Annotated in this window: 18 protein-coding genes; 14 read left to right on the forward strand and 4 right to left on the reverse strand. The window is 38.1% G+C overall.

Annotation, left to right across the window (positions count from 1 at the left end; translation table 11 throughout):
- Positions 1 to 13 precede the first annotated feature (13 nt).
- Genes rsfS through BK585_RS06935 form a run of 3 tightly spaced genes read left to right on the forward strand, consistent with a single transcriptional unit; the run spans position 14 to position 1961 of the window.
- On the forward strand, positions 14 to 367 hold the full coding sequence (gene rsfS / locus BK585_RS06925; protein ID WP_078552750.1) for a ribosome silencing factor: 354 nt from the start codon (positions 14 to 16) through the stop codon (positions 365 to 367).
- The gene (locus BK585_RS06930; RefSeq protein ID WP_139367510.1) at positions 367 to 1224 is read left to right on the forward strand and encodes a CvfB family protein; all 858 of its coding nucleotides are present in this window, start codon (positions 367 to 369) and stop codon (positions 1222 to 1224) included. Before rsfS ends, BK585_RS06930 begins: the two co-directional genes overlap by 1 nt.
- Positions 1221 to 1961, forward strand: coding sequence for a class I SAM-dependent DNA methyltransferase (locus BK585_RS06935; RefSeq protein ID WP_078552752.1), 741 nt, complete (start codon positions 1221 to 1223; stop codon positions 1959 to 1961). Before BK585_RS06930 ends, BK585_RS06935 begins: the two co-directional genes overlap by 4 nt.
- A gap of 237 nt (positions 1962 to 2198) precedes the next feature.
- On the opposite strand, the gene comER is transcribed toward BK585_RS06935, so the two are convergent.
- Positions 2199 to 3026, reverse strand: coding sequence for a late competence protein ComER (comER, locus tag BK585_RS06940; RefSeq protein WP_281248883.1), 828 nt, complete (start codon positions 3024 to 3026; stop codon positions 2199 to 2201).
- A gap of 106 nt (positions 3027 to 3132) precedes the next feature.
- Positions 3133 to 3384: a DUF2533 family protein gene (locus BK585_RS06945; protein ID WP_078552753.1), complete on the reverse strand. Its 252-nt coding sequence runs from the start codon at positions 3382 to 3384 to the stop codon at positions 3133 to 3135.
- A 46-nt stretch (positions 3385 to 3430) separates the two neighbouring features.
- Between BK585_RS06945 and BK585_RS06950 the strand changes: the two genes are divergently transcribed.
- From BK585_RS06950 to BK585_RS06965, 4 genes are all read left to right on the forward strand, one after another.
- Positions 3431 to 4027: a helix-hairpin-helix domain-containing protein gene (locus tag BK585_RS06950; protein WP_078552754.1), complete on the forward strand. Its 597-nt coding sequence runs from the start codon at positions 3431 to 3433 to the stop codon at positions 4025 to 4027.
- Positions 4028 to 4113: 86 nt separating this feature from the next.
- On the forward strand, positions 4114 to 5403 hold the full coding sequence (locus BK585_RS06955) for a homocysteine synthase (protein WP_078552755.1): 1290 nt from the start codon (positions 4114 to 4116) through the stop codon (positions 5401 to 5403).
- 253 nt (positions 5404 to 5656) lie between these two features.
- On the forward strand, positions 5657 to 6223 hold the full coding sequence (locus tag BK585_RS06960; protein WP_078552756.1) for a ComE operon protein 2: 567 nt from the start codon (positions 5657 to 5659) through the stop codon (positions 6221 to 6223).
- A gap of 20 nt (positions 6224 to 6243) precedes the next feature.
- A complete protein-coding gene (locus BK585_RS06965; protein WP_078552757.1) occupies positions 6244 to 8577 on the forward strand; it encodes a DNA internalization-related competence protein ComEC/Rec2 in 2334 nt (777 codons plus the stop codon).
- Between the two features lie 75 nt (positions 8578 to 8652).
- Here the strand turns inward: BK585_RS06965 and BK585_RS06970 are convergent, their stop codons facing one another.
- Positions 8653 to 8790, reverse strand: coding sequence for a YqzM family protein (locus BK585_RS06970; protein ID WP_078552758.1), 138 nt, complete (start codon positions 8788 to 8790; stop codon positions 8653 to 8655).
- A 595-nt stretch (positions 8791 to 9385) separates the two neighbouring features.
- On the opposite strand from BK585_RS06970, the gene holA reads away from it, so the two are divergent.
- Positions 9386 to 10402 carry a DNA polymerase III subunit delta gene (gene holA / locus BK585_RS06975; protein WP_078556668.1) on the forward strand — a complete coding sequence of 339 codons (1017 nt, stop codon included), beginning with the start codon at positions 9386 to 9388 and terminating at the stop codon, positions 10400 to 10402.
- Positions 10403 to 10556: 154 nt separating this feature from the next.
- Here the strand turns inward: holA and rpsT are convergent, their stop codons facing one another.
- Complete coding sequence (gene rpsT / locus BK585_RS06980; RefSeq protein ID WP_078552759.1) at positions 10557 to 10823, reverse strand: 30S ribosomal protein S20; 267 nt, start codon at positions 10821 to 10823, stop codon at positions 10557 to 10559.
- Positions 10824 to 10954: 131 nt separating this feature from the next.
- Between rpsT and gpr the strand changes: the two genes are divergently transcribed.
- From gpr to hrcA, 6 genes are all read left to right on the forward strand, one after another.
- Complete coding sequence (gene gpr, locus BK585_RS06985) at positions 10955 to 12070, forward strand: GPR endopeptidase (protein ID WP_078556670.1); 1116 nt, start codon at positions 10955 to 10957, stop codon at positions 12068 to 12070.
- A 206-nt stretch (positions 12071 to 12276) separates the two neighbouring features.
- Positions 12277 to 13455, forward strand: a complete 1179-nt coding sequence (gene spoIIP / locus BK585_RS06990; RefSeq protein ID WP_078556671.1) for a stage II sporulation protein P — start codon at positions 12277 to 12279, stop codon at positions 13453 to 13455.
- 11 nt (positions 13456 to 13466) lie between these two features.
- Positions 13467 to 13835, forward strand: a complete 369-nt coding sequence (locus BK585_RS06995) for a DUF3679 domain-containing protein (RefSeq protein ID WP_078552760.1) — start codon at positions 13467 to 13469, stop codon at positions 13833 to 13835.
- A 193-nt stretch (positions 13836 to 14028) separates the two neighbouring features.
- Entirely contained in the window at positions 14029 to 15858 is a 1830-nt protein-coding gene (gene lepA / locus BK585_RS07000) for a translation elongation factor 4 (RefSeq protein ID WP_078552761.1), read from the forward strand.
- Between the two features lie 84 nt (positions 15859 to 15942).
- Positions 15943 to 17079: a radical SAM family heme chaperone HemW gene (hemW, locus tag BK585_RS07005; protein WP_078552762.1), complete on the forward strand. Its 1137-nt coding sequence runs from the start codon at positions 15943 to 15945 to the stop codon at positions 17077 to 17079.
- A 96-nt stretch (positions 17080 to 17175) separates the two neighbouring features.
- Entirely contained in the window at positions 17176 to 18207 is a 1032-nt protein-coding gene (gene hrcA, locus BK585_RS07010) for a heat-inducible transcriptional repressor HrcA (RefSeq protein ID WP_078552763.1), read from the forward strand.
- Positions 18208 to 18324: the final 117 nt, after the last annotated feature.

The raw sequence follows: 18324 nt of genomic DNA on the forward strand, positions 1-18324 counted from the left end.
GGAGGATTACAAGATGTCAGAAAAAAAAGTACTGGAACTTGCAGTAAAAGCGATAGATGACAAAAGAGCTGAAAATATTGTAGCGTTAAATATGAAAGGGGTCTCTCTAATTGCCGATTATTTTGTCATTTGCCATGGTAATTCTGAGAAACAAGTTCAAGCCATTGCAGATGAAGTGAAGAAGGTCGCACAAGAGCAAGGAATGGAAATGAGACGCTTAGAAGGGTTTGACCAAGCTCGTTGGGTTTTAATTGACTTAGGAGATGTTGTCGTGCACGTGTTCCATAAGGATGAGAGATTATTTTATAATCTAGAAAAATTATGGGGCGATGCACAAGTCGTCGAGCTTGAGGGAGAGCTATTATAATGTTGCTACCAGGCCACATGGCAACGCTAACTGTTGCGAGAAAAACAAACTTTGGTTATTTTTTAACTGATGGTACTGAAGATATATTATTACACAAACGTGAGGCAACGAGAGAGTTAGAACTTGATGAAAAAGTGGAGGTTTTTTTATACCATGATCATCAAAAACGTATAGCAGCCACAATGGAGGAACCATTGATAACCTTTGGGGAAATCGCTTGGCTTGAAGTTGTGTCGGTCCTGCCTAGAGATGGACTGTTTTTAAATAATGGTATCTCAAGAGATTTATTTTTATCAATTGATGAGCTTCCCTTTGAAAGAGAGCGCTGGCCAAAGCCCGGAGATCGCTTACCAGTATCATTAATTAATGATAAAAAGGGACGAGTTATGGCTCAGCATATTAAAGGACCACTGATTGAAAAACAAGCTAAAAAGGCCACCGAACTCTCACTTAATCAAGAAGTAACAGGAACAGTATATCATTTTGTTGATGAAGGTGTTTTTCTTTTAACGGAAGAAGGCTATCTTGCCTTTCTCCATGAGAGTGAATCCTCGTTTGTTCCTAGACTAGGTCAACAGTTAACGGTCCGTGTAACCTATGTTCGTGACGATGGAAGAATTAATGTATCAGCTTTTGCGGATAAGATGAAAAGTCAAGTTGAAGACTCAGAAAAGATTTTAGAATATATGAAAAGTCGGGACGGAGCTATGCCTTATGGAGATAAGTCACAGGCTGAAGACATAACGACTCGATTTAATATGAGTAAGGCTGCCTTTAAGAGAGCTTTAGGTAAATTAATGAAAGAACAGTTAGTGTACCAAAAGGAAGGCTGGACTTACTTAAAGGAGAAGCAATGAGTTATCAAAAATTTGCTTATTTATATGACCAACTGATGATAGAAGCTCCATATGAGCAGTGGTTGGAATTTACAGAAAAGAACATTCCAGCTACTCGTTCTCTCGCAATACTTGATGTCGGCTGTGGTACCGGGGAATTTATCATAAAGCTAAAAGAAGCGGGCTATCATGATGTGAGCGGAGTGGATTTATCAGGGGAAATGTTAACGGTAGCCAATGATAAGCTTGGCCAATCTGGTTACCAGGTTCCCCTTTTTGAGATGGATATGAGAAACCTAGAGCAGATTGGTCCTTTTGATGTGATTACCGTCTTTTGTGATTCACTGAACTACCTTGAATTAGAGGAAGATGTGAAAAAAGCATTGAATAGCTTTTATTCATGTTTAAAGGACGATGGTATTTTATTATTTGATGTCCATTCCCTATATAAAGTGAATTCATTTTTTATTAATCAAACCTTCGCATATGATGGTGAGGATATATCTTACATTTGGCAAAGTTTTAAAGGAGAACATGAACATTCGGTTGAACATGAGCTATCGTTTTTTGTAAAAGATGACAAGGTAAATTTGTACGAAAAATTTATCGAATTGCATCTTCAACGAACATTTCCTGTAAAGACATATGAAAACTGTTTGTCCGCTATCGGGTTTAAAGACATATCTATTTCGGCTGATTTCACTGATGCCATTCCAACAGAAAAGAGCGAGAGAATTTTTTTTGTAGCAAAGAAATAAATGTAAAGGAATTCAATTATTCCTATAGAATACAATAGGGGAAGACGACGATGATGTCGTCTTCCCCTATTTGTAATTAGTATTATAGCTAATTCGAGATGCTCTTCAAGATATTTCAAGAAGAGCAAGGGCTCCGCACACTGCGCGTGTATTACAAGAAAGGCACTTGTAATACACTTTAAAAAAGGCAGTGGCTTCACTCCTTGCTTCTAAGAAAAGACCGCAGGCGTTTTTTTCTTATCTAAATTGTTCTTCGATTAGTTCTTTGTCTTCGTTATACTTTGCGTGGGTTTGTTTAAACAAATGGTCAAACATATGTCCAATCTCTTCTTGAAGTACTTTTATTCCTTCGCCAGTGATTCCACCTGGGACACATACTCGTTTTTGAAGTGTAGGTAATGTGAAAATCTCCTTTTCCAATAGTTTCCCCATTCCTATTAACATATCTGTAGCCAGTTGTGTTGCTTCTTCTTCTGTAATATTGGTTTGCCTTACAGCGCCGTCAATAAAACGTTGCGTTAAATAACTGAAGAAGGCAGGACCACAACTAACAATGTCAGATGCGACACGAGTAATATCCTCTTCGATCTCAAGTGGTGTTGAGATACAACCCATTAATCTAGTTAATCTGTCCTTATCTTCTGTAGTACACCTTTCTCCAAAGCTAAGTAATGATGAACCAGCATGAACCCTGTTTAGAATACTTGGAATGGCTCTTGCTACTTTGCATTCAACAATGTCCTCGAGTTGACCAACTGAGATAGGGCTAGTAATCGAAACAAGTAGCTGTTCTGGCACTAACTCGTTTGATATTCGCTCTAACACATTGTGAAACTGAAGTGGTTTTACACAGATAAAAATAATATCAGATTGGGATACTACATCTTCGGGCTGTTCAACAACATGAATGCCCGGATGGTTATCTCTCATTTTTTCAGCCTTTTCCAAAGAACGATTGGTAATAAACAGTTGTGATGGAGTGACAGCAGTTGATTCTATAAAAGAATCAAGTAGGATCGTTCCCATGCTTCCTGTTCCAATTACTCCAATATTCATTTCCTGCATCCCCTCCCCCTTGATTGTGAGTGCTTGTTAGAAAAGATAAGGCAGCACAACAACAGTCTTTTATGATCAATTGTATGAGAAGGGAACAAGGAATATGAGTGAAAAGCTATTTTTTTACATATTCTAACACCATTTCTGGTGTAACCAACTTCCTCGTAGGAAATTGAAATGCTTTTGCAATGGCATTCATTTCTTCTGTAATGGCGTTTATCTTCGCTGTAGAAACGGTTCTAGCTTCTTTTGCGTCTTTTATTGCTTCTTCAATTGCTTCTTCTCTGAACGCCTCTAGTCGTTTGAATCGATTTTGAGCATCTATGTGTTTATTCACTTGCTCTGCAATTTGTAAATGTACAGCCATTTGTGTTCATCCTTCCTTAATTTAAAAATAGTAGGTGGTGAGTTCCATGCATTTCTCTCAAAGAGAAAAATGGATTTTATATAGTTCTGTTGGAATAGTACTCGTTGTTAGTGTAAGCTTCTTCGCGTTCTTTAGCAATAAAGAAGTTGATGAAACTCAAGATTGGTTTATTCAAGACGAAGAACCAATGACAGATCTAGAGGATGTTGCAACTGAAATTATTGTTGATGTGAAAGGGGCTGTAAAGAATCCAGGTATATATGAGGTAAGCGAGAAACATAGAGTGTATGATGTTATTCAATTGGCGGGAGGGTTGTTAGAACAGGCAGATGAGACGAAAATTAATTTAGCAGCACGTGTTCAAGATGAACTCGTAATCTATGTTCCTGTTATCGGTGAGGAAGAGAGCTCATTTGAAACGATAAGCATCGGGGGAGTTCAAGCAGAAGGGAAAGTGAAAATAAATACCGCATCGGTAGAAGAATTACAACAACTTCCCGGAATCGGTCCTGCAAAAGCTTCCGCAATTATCAGTTATCGCGAAGAACATGGACCGTTTAAAACAATAGAAGACCTACAAAAAGTTTCAGGTATAGGAGTAAAGTCAATTGATAAACTAAGAGATTCAGTTGTCGTACCATAATATTTCAGAATTCATTGACACTTCCGGCGATTATGGTTATAATTTCCACGAAAAAGTATATTTGAAAAACACGGAGGGATTTACATATGAGTGAGCACAAATGGGCTTTAGAAACCGTAGCCGTACATGGTGGACAAGAAGTAGATTCAGCAACACAAGCAAGGGCGGTACCAATTTATCAAACGACATCATATGGCTTTAAAAGCACTGACCATGCTGCTAACCTATTTTCTTTATCTGAATTCGGTAACATATATACTAGGATAATGAACCCGACACAGGATGTTTTTGAGAAAAGAATGGCTGAGCTAGAAGGAGGAATTGCTGCTTTAGCTACTGCTAGTGGAAGTTCTGCGATTCATTTAGCTATTTTAAACATTTGTGAACATGGCGATGAGATCGTTGCATCAAGTGCACTATATGGTGGAACATACAATTTATTTGTACATACCTTTAAAAAGATGGGCATTACGGTTCACCTTGTAGATGGGACAGACCCTCAAGCATTCGAAAAGGCGATTACACCTAACACGAAATTACTTTATGGTGAAGTTATTGGAAATCCTCAAGGGGACATTCTAGATATTGAAGCTATTTCGAACATTGCTCATAACCATGGTATCCCACTTATGGTGGATGCAACGTTAAGTACGCCAGCTTTATGCCGACCAATTGAACACGGAGCAGATATCGTTGTTCACTCAGCTACAAAGTTCATTGGAGGGCATGGAACATCAATTGGTGGAATTATCATTGACAGTGGAAAGTTTGATTGGAGTAATGGCAAATTCCCAGGTCTGTCTGAGCCAGACCCAAGTTACCATGGCTTAGTTTATACAGAAGCATTAGGAGGATTAGCATATATCATTAAAGCAAGAGTTCAGTTATTACGTGACCTTGGTCCAGCGATAGCACCATTAAATTCATTCTTGCTTTTACAAGGGTTAGAGACGTTACACTTACGAATGGAGCGTCATTGTGAAAATACAAAGAAAGTCGTCGATTATTTAGAAAACCATGACTTGGTGGAGTGGGTTAGTTATGCTGGCTTGCCTTCTCATCGTTCGTATGACTTGGCGCAAAAATACTTGCCAAATGGACAAGGAGCAATCCTAACATTCGGTATTAAAGGTGGAATGGAAGAGGGTAAAAAGTTTATTAATGCATTACAACTTTTCTCTCATGTAGCTAATGTAGGGGATGCAAAATCATTAGTGATTCATCCAGCGAGTACAACACATCAACAACTATCTGAAGAAGACCAACGTTCTGCAGGCGTGACACCTGAATTAATTAGGCTTTCAATCGGAATTGAAAATAGTAATGATATCATTCATGACCTTGAACAAGCATTGGTAAAAAGCCAAGAAAGCTAAGAAGTCTTAAGGGTTATAGAGAGGGTGGGACAATAGGTATAAGCTTTGTCCCACCCTCTAAGCAATGAGCGGAATCGCCACTTCTATTTTATTTCCAGTGTGAGTGTTCTTTCGCAAAGGGATTTGTGGCGAATGAAGCCATTGTTGTTAATATGACTAGTTATGTCACAACCTCTTCCTGAACAAGGTGAGACAGTCCATATGTATTATGATAAAATATCTTTATTCGTTGAACGATTAGGAGTTGAAGAGATTGAATCGTATTTCATGGGACCAGTATTTTATGGCACAAAGCCATCTCCTTGCATTACGGAGTACTTGTACAAGATTAATGGTAGGAGCAACAATAGTAAGGGATAAACGTATCATAGCTGGTGGATACAATGGATCTGTTTCCGGTGGGGCCCATTGTATTGATGAAGGCTGTTATGTTGTTGAGAATCATTGTATCAGAACCGTGCATGCTGAGATTAATGCACTTTTACAATGTGCCAAATTTGGTGTGCAAACAGATGGTGCTGAAATATATGTGACTCATTTTCCGTGTCTAAATTGTACAAAAGCGATTATACAAGCGGGCATTAAGGCTGTTTATTATGCTACGGACTATAAAAACAATCCCTATGCAGAAGAATTATTTGAGAACGCTGGTATTACAGTTCAACAAGTTGAGCTCGAAGAAATGATACTAGACCGAAACAATAGCGAAAAGTTGAAGTTCACAGCAACATTATTACAAAAATTAAAGGAAGCAGGAGTAGACGACCAAGAGCTTCGTTCGCTGCATGATACAGCGAATCATTTATATACCTCCCCGTAGTTCTAGAAAGGAAGGGAAGCGTGGCAGGTAAGTGGTATATGCCGTTATTATCCGGAATCTTAGCGATATATAGTGTGGTTTATCAAGTTCATTTTCCATTAATTGTCGCAAGCTTATGTCTTGTTATTCTTGTAGTAAAAGAAAGGGCAGTGTTTCGTTATTTATCGCTACTCGTTGTCTTTTCTTTTCTTTTTTTCACATTACTTACTCACTGGGTCATTCAAAAAAATCAAAGCGAATTTACGAATCATTCAGAACATCCCCTTACATTCTTCGGAACGATTTCTTCAAATCCAAAGGTCGATGGCGACCGGATTAGTTTCCAATTCAAAACAGACCGTAAAGAAACATTTCAAATTCATTATTCGATTCAGACAGAAGAAGAAAAGGTTAGGCTCGAACAACTGTCAATAGGAAGCCGTTGTAAAATAGTCGGTCCGTTAAAACAACCGCTAGAAGCAACAAACTTTTATAGCTTTGATTATCAAAAATACTTATATTATCAACATATTCATTGGATCATCACTCCTTCCTCACCACTTCAAGATTGTAAAGTCGGCAAGTTTTCTATGTACCATACCGTTGTCAACATTCGCCAAAAAGGAATCGTGAGAGTAAAAGAAAACGTGCCAGAACCGTTAGCAGGTATTGTTGTTGCGCTTGTGTATGGGGAAAGAGGATTTATTGAAGACGATGTGTTAAAGGCTTATCAATCGTTGGGTATCATTCATTTATTAGCGGTTTCTGGGTTGCATGTTTCCTTATTAGTGGGTTCTATTTATTTTGTATTACTACGAATAGGGATTACCCGGGAGAGGGCAATTGAAGGATTACTCATTGCTATTCCTCTATATACCATTATTGCTGGAGCTGCACCTTCTGTCATACGTGCTGGTGTGATGACAATGGTTGCTTTATGTTGCATCCGCTTTAAAGTTTCGTTTCATCCACTTGACGGAATTTGTATAGCAGGCATCTTTATCCTTCTCTTTCAACCCTTTTATATCTTCCATATAGGTTTTCAACTTTCATTTTTTATTAGTTTTTGTTTAATTGTTTCTGCGTCAAAAATCAGTCAGTATAAGAGCTATTTAATAAAAATAATCGCCGTTACGATTCTTTCTCAACTTTGCTCAATACCGATTATTCTTTACCACTTTTATGAAATATCGTTATTAAGTCTCCCGTTAAATATCATTTATATTCCTTTTATTTCGTTATGCATCTTACCTCTTAGTTTTATTATTGTCGTACTCCTGTTAACAATTCCATTTCTGGCTGAACCAATTATATGGGTACTGCATCCACTCATTATCGTGACTCACCAATTTCTTTTGCAAACTGCAGAACTTTCATTTCCAACCATTACAACAGGTAGACCGCAATTTATAGTGTTGTTATCATTACTTATAGCTATAGGGACAACATTCATATGTTGGGAGAAAAGTGGGAAGAAAAGAAAAATGATACTCCCTCTTAGTTTTATTGCAGCTGTAATCACTATCCAACTGAACATTCCGTATCTATCTTCATATGGAGAAATTACATTTATTGATGTTGGGCAGGGCGATGGTATTTTGATTGAGCTTCCTTACCGGAAAGGCGTATACTTACTTGATGCAGGAGGAGCAGTATCTTTTGGTACAGATGAAGAGTGGAAGCGAAGAAGCAGAAAATTTGATGTCGGTGCTGATATTGTAAATCCATACTTGAAGGCAAAGGGAATAAAGAAAATCGATAAATTAATTTTAAGTCATGGCCATTATGACCATATAGGTGGAGTAGAATCTTTACTTAATAACGTTAAAATTAAAGAGGTTTTATATAGTGTGGGGCCTGTAGAAGGAGAGTTTGAACAACTATTACTCGAGAAACTTATACGCTCTGGAGCAGACATTACCTTTGTACATGATGGAATGATATGGAGAGAGGGCAAAGCTAATTTTGCTGTTTTATCACCTAAAGTTGAAGAGCAGTATACCAATTTGAATAATCGTTCTATTGTTCTATATGCGAAGATTGGTGGGAAGTACTGGCTATTTACAGGAGACTTAGAACAGGAAGGGGAAGCCAGGCTCCAGCGGGATTATCCTAATCTAAAAGTGGATATTTTAAAAGCGGGACATCATGGAAGTAGGACTTCAACAACCCTTGAATTCTTGGAAATGTATCAACCTAAAGTGGCAATTATTTCTGCAGGACGAAGTAATCGTTTTGGACACCCACATGACGAAGTGATTCAAGCTTTACATGAAAAAAAGGTGATGATTATGCGAACGGATCAAAATGGAGCTATCAGGTACCGCTATAAGGGCGACTCTGGGTATTTTGAAAGAAAAATTGGTCAAAAATAAAAAGAGAAATAAAAAAGAGGTATTCCATGTATGTAGTAGAACCATTGGAATGCCTCTTTTTGCGTAACCTTATAATTACATGTTTCCGAAAACATCAACAAGTGTAGCAATGATAAAGATTAACGCGAAAAACCCAAAAGGAACGATAAAACCGACAGCTGAGTCGATTGCATCATTACGTTTACACTGAACTTTCTTTTCAAAATCGCTCACAACAATCCCTCCTAGTTCATTTATTAGTATAAGCTAAGCTACACAAAAAATCCATATATCAAACTGAAAAAGAGTTGAAAAGTTGAATTAATGTACAAAATATGAAATGGTAAAATCCTGTATGAAATTTAGATGCTCATAAATGCCCTTTAGATAACTCAGGAAGAGCAAGGGCTTCGCTCACTGCGCGTACTTTACTAAGAAGTACACTTAGTAAAGTACTTTTTCAAAAGAGGGCAGTGGCTCCGCTCCTTGCATTTAAAAAAGGGCGACTTTGTCGCTTTTTTAATATACATGAATTCTTCTTGCCTGAGTTGTTAAGAGTTGTCACCTATAGTTTTGGACTGCATAGGATACTATAAGTAATGTAATAAGTCAATGATTATCGTCATCAAAAGATTTCCTAGGGCTCTTTTGGTGGCGTTTATCATAAATGGGGAGCTGGCAGCTGCGATGCTAGCTCCCTTTTTCATTTGTAGCACTGGCTTCAAACACCTTTGGCTTTTTTCTGCTTGTCAAACGTTTGTCCATTGTCTACGATAGAACTAAGCGAATAAAAAGATCCTATCTTATAGGAAGAATGGAATGGAACAATATGTCATATATACAAATGAAACAAAAAATTGAAAAAAATCAAATTGCTCCACTTTATTTATTAATTGGATTAGAAGCTTATTTAGTAGACGATATTATTCATGCGGTCATTGAGAAAACGTTACAACCTGAAGAGCGGGAATTTAATTTATCTACTTATGAAATGAAGGAAACGATGATTGACGTTGCGGTGGAAGATGCACAAACCTTACCTTTTCTTGGTAGTAAAAGAGTGGTGTTAGTCAAAGATGCTTATTTTTTAACAGCGCAAAGGATAGACAGTAAGCTTGACCACAATGTAACCCGCTTAGAAGAATACATAGAAAACCCTATGCCGGAAACGGTGTTTATTATAACGGCACCTTATGAGAAGCTTGATGAACGTAAAAAAATCACAAAAAAATTAAGAAGCCAAGCTGAGGTTCTTGAAGCGAAAGAATTTGACCAGAAAATGATAAATGAGTGGGTCGATGACCAAGCGAGACAGCACCAAATTGCTGTGGACCATGATGCTAAAGAACTATTGATGCAATTATTAGGTGGCAACTTGTTAATGATGTCCAATGAGTTGAAGAAACTCTCACTTTACGTAGGAAGCGATGGTACAGTAACGAAACAGATTGTACAACAAATGGTGGCAAGAACGTTAGAGCAAGATATTTTTGCTTTAATTGACCATGTCATTCACTCAAGGATTGATAAAGCGTTAGATTTGTTTTTTGAATTGCTCCGCCAAAAAGAAGACCCTATAAAGATTATCGCATTACTTGCTCGTCAGTTCAGAATTGTATATATGGTAAAAGAATTAGTGAAACAAGGATATGCCCAAAAACAAATTGCTTCTCAAATAAAAATCCATCCCTATGCGGTAAAGCTGGCTACACAGCAAGCAAAAGGATTTGAAGATAAAAGGCTTTTCTTTTGTTTGGAAGAACTAGCAACAATGGATTATAAAATAAAAACAGGACAAATTGATAAAAAATTAGCGGTTGAGCTGTTTTTAATGAAATTAACGTAAAAAAACCGGAAGGGGATGACCTTTCCGGTTTTTTTACATTAAAAATGTAGCCTGTCCACAAGCAGTATGTAGCTAACTGCGATGGCTTCGCTTGCTGCAAGAATACATCGGGCAGGTTTCTCCGCTCATCGCAAAAAGGCTAGGGTCGCTTTTCTTATGCAGAAATGCTGTTAAGTTGTTTTTGTAAACGAGATTTTTGACGTGAAGCTGCATTTTTATGAATAAGTCCTTTAGAAGCTGCTTTGTCTAATTTTTTTGCTGCAACTACAAAAGCCTCGTTTGCACTTGCAACATCGTTACTTGCTACTTTTGCTTCAAAGTTTTTAAGAGCTGTACGTAAAGCGGACTTGATAGCGGCATTATGTGCACGTTGTTTATCATTTGTTTTTACACGTTTAATCGCTGATTTAATGTTAGGCATATCTTTCACCTCCCTGACGGATCTACAACAATCTGCATTTTATCAAAATTAGCGGAAAGATGCAATAGGAGAATGAAAAGCGGTGAATAGGGAAATCTAACTCTACAGCTACAATAAGGAGCGTGAACGTGTTGAAAAATGAGTTAGATCTTAGTCAGTATGCGGTTCGAACGGACTTAGCACTTGAGGCTCATGAACTTGTTCAAGAACAAGAGGCGAAAAAAGAAAAACAACGAAAAACGATAGATGGTGTTGTCGTCAAGGAAAAAACAGAGCAAAATGTCAAAATTACAACGGTTGAGATAACAGCAGATGGTGCTGACCGCTTAGGTAAAAAACCTGGGCGGTATGTTACGTTCGAATCACAGGGAATCCGAAAGAAAGATTCTGAACTTCAGCAACAAGTAGAGGAAGTCTTTGCTTCTGAATTCAACCAATTTTTAAAATCATGTGGGATCAAAGAAAATGATAAGTGCTTAGTTGTTGGCTTAGGAAATTGGAACGTAACTCCTGATGCACTCGGGCCAATGGCCGTTGAAAATTTACTAGTAACCAGCCATTTATTCAAGCTAGCTCCTGAACAGGTCCAAGAAGGGTTTAGACCTGTCAGTGCACTGACTCCAGGTGTAATGGGGATTACAGGAATAGAAACTAGCGATATCATATTTGGTGTCATTGAACAAACACAACCAGATTTTGTGATTGCGATTGATGCTTTAGCTTCACGTTCAATCGAGCGAGTCAACACAACGATTCAAGTGTCAGATACAGGAATCCATCCTGGAAGTGGTGTAGGAAATAAACGTAAGGAATTATCGAAAGAAACATTAGGTATTCCTGTCATTGCTGTGGGTATCCCAACCGTTGTTGATGCGGTTTCGATTACAAGTGATACGATTGACTTTGTACTTAAACACTTTGGAAGAGAAATGCGAGAAGGCAATAAGCCATCCCGCAACTTAGTGCCAGCTGGAATGACGTTTGGCGAAAGACGAGAACTAACCGATGAAGACATGCCAAATGAACAACAGCGTCAAAATATAATGGGTATGATTGGTACGTTAGAGGAAAATGAAAAACGTCAATTAATCCAAGAGGTTCTTGCCCCACTTGGTCACAACTTAATGGTGACCCCTAAAGAAGTGGATGTGTTTATTGAAGATATGGCCAATGTTATAGCTTCAGGGATGAATGCGGCACTACACGGTCAAGTTAATCAATCCAATGTTAATTCATATACTCATTAATAAAAAGAACTACTGTCTAACCTAACCGACAGTAGTTCTTTTTTTTGGCGCAGAGATTTGCGAACACGAAAAAGAGGAGAAGAAGCCAAAACATGTACGCAAACTAAAATAAAATGGTAGCTTGTCCGAACTTTTCTTTAATTGTGGTTCTATCGAAAAAAGCTTGTACATATACATCTGACAAGAGAGAAGAAAGGGTGGAATGTATGAGGAGAAACCAATTCCGTGGTTTTTCGGTCAATTTTAATCGGACAAGTCTTCGAAGAATGGCCGTATTATCAATCGTTTCCATAATCGCAATATTTATTTTTACGGGGATTCTAACCTCGCTTGAACCAAGACATGGGTTGGCGTCGTCCTCAATTTATAAATGGTCATCGCAAATTGATGGAGAAAGTTTAGTTCATGTTCTTGCTATGGAAAATTCTTATTTTTCACAAGCGTTACCAGAAGAAAGTGAGCTCCCAAACTTCTCGGGAATAGCGTTTGAGCTGATGACAAGTATCAACCCTGAAGATACCCGTAGTCTTCTCGGACGAGAATTACCTGGGTTTGCCTTATTTGATGGGGAAATTGTTGTAGCTGGGGAAGGTACGGATTATACAACTATGCCTGTTGAGTCTGCTCCGCCTTTAGAAGTCTTAATGGAAGAGCGAGAAGCATCGATGCGTAGTTTAGAGGAACTGGAAAAACTGAAAGAACCTGAAAGAGAAGAACCATCCATGACAACAGAAGGAAGAAGAGTGGTTCATGTCATGCATTCTCACAATCGTGAATCGTTTTTACCAGAACTCAAAAATGTTACTGACATGAACGATGCGTTCCATCCAGAAGTGAATATCACGCTAGTCGGCCAACGATTTGGACAAGCGCTTGAGCGAAATGGAATTGGTGCTGAAGTGGATACGACAGATGTGATGGCAATATTAAGTAATCGTGGCTGGCAGTATGGCCAATCCTATAATGCCGGTAGAGAAATTGTCAAAGAAGCGATGGCTTCCAATGAAGACTTAGACTTCTTTTTCGAATTTCACCGAGACACGGCTCCACGAAAAACGACAACCGTTACCATTAACGGCGAAGAATACGCTCGAACATGGTTTGTCTTAGGAAGAAATCATGAAAACTATGAACATAACCGAAAGATGGCTAATGAGCTCCATGATTTACTTGAAGAACATTATCCAGGACTAAGTCGTGGGGTAGTGGCGTATGGCGGAGCGGGAAGAAATGGTATATATAATCAGGATTTATCAAAACAATCGATACTTGTTGAATTTGGTGGAGTTGAAAATACACTTGAAGAAACATTCCGTACCGCCGATGCATTTGCAGATGTATTTAGTGAATTTTATTGGGATGCTCAAAAAGTAAGTCAAGAGTAGGAGGATGAACTGTGAAAAAAACAATTAAAGTGAGTGTCTTCTTCTCTTTCATTCTTCTCTTTGGGATATTGTTTGGAATCTACCAAGCCACTGATGGAGAATTAGGAGCAACAGCTACTCAAATCAGTGAAGAAACAAAACCAGAAAGCAACATCGTAGCGACAGAAAAACCAAAAAAAGAAAAAGCCAAAGAAGAAAATAACCAAGAGGATGGCTCAACGAACAAAGAACTAATGGAAAAACAAAAAAGAGTCGAGGAAGTTAAGCCGTTTAATTTTTATTCAGAGCTTGGGGCTAAGATGGGGAAAGGTCTTGAAATCATATTTCACCAAGTTGTGACAACGATTATTACAACTATTCATAGTTTTTTAAACGGATAAAAGCAAGAGGATGTTCCAAAGGGGTAATAATAACCTAAGGAACATCCTCTTGCTCTATTGAAGGAATGCCCTCACATTGCTATAATGAAAGTTAGTGTATTTAGGATGTCGGTAGAATCAGTATGTATCTTAGCATACTTCAAATACCCTATGTACTAGAGTGATTGTATCGTATATGTTGTAGGAGTGATAAATTGTGAACAAAGAAGAGCGCTTAGAGCGACGATCTAGAATAAGAAACTTTTCGATTATAGCTCATATAGACCATGGAAAATCAACATTAGCTGACCGGATTCTTGAGGCTACCAGTGCATTAACACAACGAGAAATGAAAGATCAAATGTTAGATGCGATGGACCTTGAACGAGAAAGAGGTATTACAATAAAGCTAAATGCTGTCCAACTCGTATATAAAGCAAAAGACGGTGTCGATTATATCTTTCATCTCATCGATACTCCAGGACATGTGGATTTCACATACGAAGTATCTCGAAGTTTAGCCGCTTGTGAAGGAGCGTTGCTCATTGTCGATGCTGCCCAAGGGATTGAGGCGCAAACATTAGCTAACGTGTATTTAGCATTAGATAATGATTTGGAAATTTTACCTGTGATTAATAAAATTGATTTGCCGAGTGCTGAGCCTGAGCGTGTGAGAAAAGAAGTAGAAGATGTGATCGGGTTAGATGCATCAGAAGCCGTTCTTGCATCGGCTAAAAACGGAATCGGAATCTCAGAGATACTCGAGCAAATCGTTGAGAAGGTTCCTGCCCCACCAGGTGATCCAGAAGCTCCGTTAAAAGCATTGGTATTTGATTCATTATATGATTCGTACCGTGGAGTCATTGCGTATATTCGGATTGTGGAAGGGTCTGTAAAGCCTGGACAAAAAATTAGAATGATGGCAACAGGAAAAGAATTTGAAGTGGCAGAAGTTGGAGTATTCACACCAAAACCACAAAAACGAGATGAATTAACTGTTGGCGATGTTGGGTTTTTAACTGCATCGATTAAAAATGTCAGTGATTGCCGAGTTGGTGACACGGTGACTAGTGCGATTAAACCAGCAGAGGAAGCTCTACCAGGATATCGTAAAATGAATCCAATGGTGTTCTGTGGTTTATATCCTATTGATACAAATGACTATAATGATTTACGTGAGGCGCTTGAACGTTTGCAATTAAATGATGCCTCGTTACAGTTTGAGCCAGAAACGTCACAAGCCCTTGGTTTTGGTTTCAGATGTGGCTTCTTAGGACTTCTTCATATGGAGATTATCCAAGAGAGAATCGAGCGGGAGTTTAACATCACACTTATCACAACAGCACCAAGTGTAATTTATCATGTATACATGACTAATGGGGAATCGATTAATATTGATAATCCAGCCAATATGCCTGACCCGCAAAAAATTGAGCGCGTCGAAGAGCCATATGTAAAAGCAAGCGTCATGGTACCAAATGATTACGTTGGCGCTGTTATGGAGCTTTGCCAGGGGAAACGCGGAATTTTCGGGGATATGCAATATTTAGATGAGAACCGAGTTTCCATTGTATATGAACTCCCTTTATCAGAAATCGTATACGACTTCTTTGACCAATTAAAATCAAGTACAAAAGGCTATGCTTCGTTTGACTATGAATTGATTGGATACAAGGAATCTAAGCTTGTAAAAATGGACATTCTTTTAAATGGCGAAACCGTAGATGCGCTGTCAGTTATTGTTCATCGTGATTCGGCGTATGAAAGAGGAAAAATCATCGTTGAGAAATTAAAAGAATTAATACCGAGACAACAATTTGAAGTGCCAATTCAAGCGAGTATAGGTACAAAGATTATTGCGCGGTCAACAATTAAAGCAATGAGGAAAAACGTTCTTGCCAAATGTTACGGGGGAGATATTTCACGAAAACGTAAGCTTCTTGAGAAGCAAAAAGAAGGTAAGAAACGAATGAAGTCTGTAGGTAGCGTTGAGGTTCCACAAGAAGCCTTCATGGCAGTTTTACGAATGGATGAAAGTAAATAATCCTAGCTATGGGCTAACAAAGGCGACTCAAATGTCTGTATTGGACGATTTGGGTCGCTATATTATTAATAAAGAGGTGTATTCATGCCTAAATCGATTTATCTTCATATTCCGTTTTGTGAGCATATTTGTCACTATTGTGATTTTAATAAAGTATTCCTAAAAGGTCAGCCTGTTGATGAATATATCGACATGGTGGATAAAGAACTATCACTTACATTACGACAAGTATCAGATCCTGAACCAATTGATACTATTTATATTGGTGGTGGTACTCCAACTGCGTTAAGTGCGGTACAGTTAGAACGGCTTCTACAAACGCTTCACAGACATTTTCAAATAGGAGAGGTAGAGTGGACAGTAGAAGTAAACCCGGGTGGCGTTGATGATGAAAAGTTAGCTGTATTAAAAAAGGGTGGAGTAAATCGCTTAAGCATCGGTGCTCAAACGTTTGATTCCGGACAACTCAAGGCGATTGGGCGCACACATCTAAAAGAAGATGTGTTAGAAACAATAGCAAGAGCCAAGAAAATAGGATTTACTAATTTATCGGTAGACCTAATGTTTGGTTTGCCTCAACAAACAGTTGAAAGCTTTACGGAAACCCTTATTGAAGCAGTTCATCTTGACGTGCAGCATTTCTCGGCGTACTCATTAAAGGTGGAAGAAAAAACAGTTTTTTATAATATGCAGAGAAAAGGAAAACTTCAACTTCCGCCTGAGGAAGCTGAGGTAAAGATGTATGATACCTTGCGTGAAGTGATGGGACAACATCAATTTCACCAATATGAAATTAGTAACTTTGCCAAATCTGGTTTTGAGAGTAAGCATAATTTAACGTATTGGAACAATGAAGAGTATTATGGGTTTGGAGCAGGTGCTCATGGTTATGTTAATGGGGTACGTCATGTCAATGCGGGTCCCGTGACAAAATACATAAGTGCGTTGCAAAATGGAAAATTACCTTATACAGAAACTCATCTTGTGACAACTATTGAGAACATTGAGGAATTTATGTTTATGGGATTACGAAAGAGAAAAGGGATTTCAAAAAATGAATTTAAACGTCGCTATGGTCAAGACATGATGTACATTTACTCAAAACAAATCGAAAAACTCATGGAACAAGGCCTTCTTACAGAGGATGGGGATTTTATATCATTGACCGAGAAAGGTATTTTTATTTCCAATGAGATATTTGAACAATTTTTATGCCAGTAAATGAGAACAAATGGTTGACAAAAACCGCCCTTTTTGATAATTTTTATTTAGATTTAGCACTCAAGCTACTAGAGTGCTAACAGAGGTGATTATGCGATGTTATCAGAACGTCAACTTCTTATTTTGCAAGCGATTGTGGATGATTATATTCGTTCTGCTGAGCCAGTTGGCTCACGTAGTATCTCGAAAAGAGATGATGTTTCTTACAGCGCCGCTACCATCCGGAATGAGATGGCGGATTTAGAGGAACTAGGTTTTATTGAAAAGCCCCATAGTTCAGCTGGTCGAATTCCATCTCAAAAAGGATATCGTTATTATGTCGATAACTTACTTTTTCCTGACCGACTCCCAAAAGGTGAGGTCGAACAAATTCGAGAACTATTTAGAGACAGGTTTCAGGAAACAGAACAAGTCATTCAACATTCTGCAAAAATCCTTTCAACAGTTACAAGTTATATTTCAGTCGTTTTAGGTCCTGAAATGTATGAAACAAGAATGAAGCATGTTCAAATCATTCCTTTATCAGAGCAAAAGGCTGTCATTATTCTCGTAACAGATGCAGGTCATGTAGAAAATTATACATTTACAATTCCTGAAGGTCTGAGGACAGATGACCTCGAAAAGGTTGTTAACATTTTAAATGAACGGCTAAAAGGTGTACCGTTATATCAGCTTCGTCAAAAACTTGTAAATGAGGTTGCTGCTGTACTTAAATCACAAGTATCAAACTATCAACAACTTCTTACCGTACTAGATGATACGTTGAAGTATGAAAAAAATGATAGAGTGTTTTATGGAGGCAAAACCAATCTTCTAACACAGCCTGAATTTAAAGACATTGAAAAGGTTCGCTTGCTTTATAACATTTTAGAAGAAGACCAGCTAGTGCAACAAATATTTAGAACAGATACAAGTGGAATACAAGTTAGGATTGGCCATGAAAATGATGAAAAAGCATTTGAAAATTGTAGTATTATAACGGCATCTTATTCATTCGGTGGCAAAGATATGGGAACGATAGGTATTCTCGGACCAACTCGCATGGAATATCGAAGAGTGATTGGGATTATTGATTTTATTTCCAAAGATTTAACAAAAATCCTCACGCACTTGTATCAAAGAGGCTAGGAATGGTAATATTGACAATTAGGTTGCAAAGGCAAAGCAGAGGTCCGCTACATATGATATAAAATTTGTAGCGGCTACCTTATCGCCTAAGCAAATACCTTATTTTTCGCAGATTAC

Source organism: Bacillus alkalicellulosilyticus (assembly GCF_002019795.1).
GTDB lineage: Bacteria > Bacillota > Bacilli > Bacillales > Bacillaceae_F > Bacillus_AO > Bacillus_AO alkalicellulosilyticum.

Bases quoted from the DNA above. Each gene is read 5' to 3' on its own strand.
- holA (WP_078556668.1), top strand. From the start codon at position 9,386: ATGTCATATATACAAATGAAACAAAAAATTGAAAAAAATCAAATTGCT.
- BK585_RS06945 (WP_078552753.1), bottom strand. From the start codon at position 3,384: ATGGCTGTACATTTACAAATTGCAGAGCAAGTGAATAAACACATAGAT.
- hemW (WP_078552762.1), top strand. From the start codon at position 15,943: ATGCCTAAATCGATTTATCTTCATATTCCGTTTTGTGAGCATATTTGT.
- BK585_RS06950 (WP_078552754.1), top strand. From the start codon at position 3,431: ATGCATTTCTCTCAAAGAGAAAAATGGATTTTATATAGTTCTGTTGGA.
- comER (WP_281248883.1), bottom strand. From the start codon at position 3,026: ATGCAGGAAATGAATATTGGAGTAATTGGAACAGGAAGCATGGGAACG.
- BK585_RS06930 (WP_139367510.1), top strand. From the start codon at position 367: ATGTTGCTACCAGGCCACATGGCAACGCTAACTGTTGCGAGAAAAACA.
- spoIIP (WP_078556671.1), top strand. From the start codon at position 12,277: ATGAGGAGAAACCAATTCCGTGGTTTTTCGGTCAATTTTAATCGGACA.
- rpsT (WP_078552759.1), bottom strand. From the start codon at position 10,823: ATGCCTAACATTAAATCAGCGATTAAACGTGTAAAAACAAATGATAAA.
- BK585_RS06935 (WP_078552752.1), top strand. From the start codon at position 1,221: ATGAGTTATCAAAAATTTGCTTATTTATATGACCAACTGATGATAGAA.
- hrcA (WP_078552763.1), top strand. From the start codon at position 17,176: ATGTTATCAGAACGTCAACTTCTTATTTTGCAAGCGATTGTGGATGAT.
- BK585_RS06955 (WP_078552755.1), top strand. From the start codon at position 4,114: ATGAGTGAGCACAAATGGGCTTTAGAAACCGTAGCCGTACATGGTGGA.
- rsfS (WP_078552750.1), top strand. From the start codon at position 14: ATGTCAGAAAAAAAAGTACTGGAACTTGCAGTAAAAGCGATAGATGAC.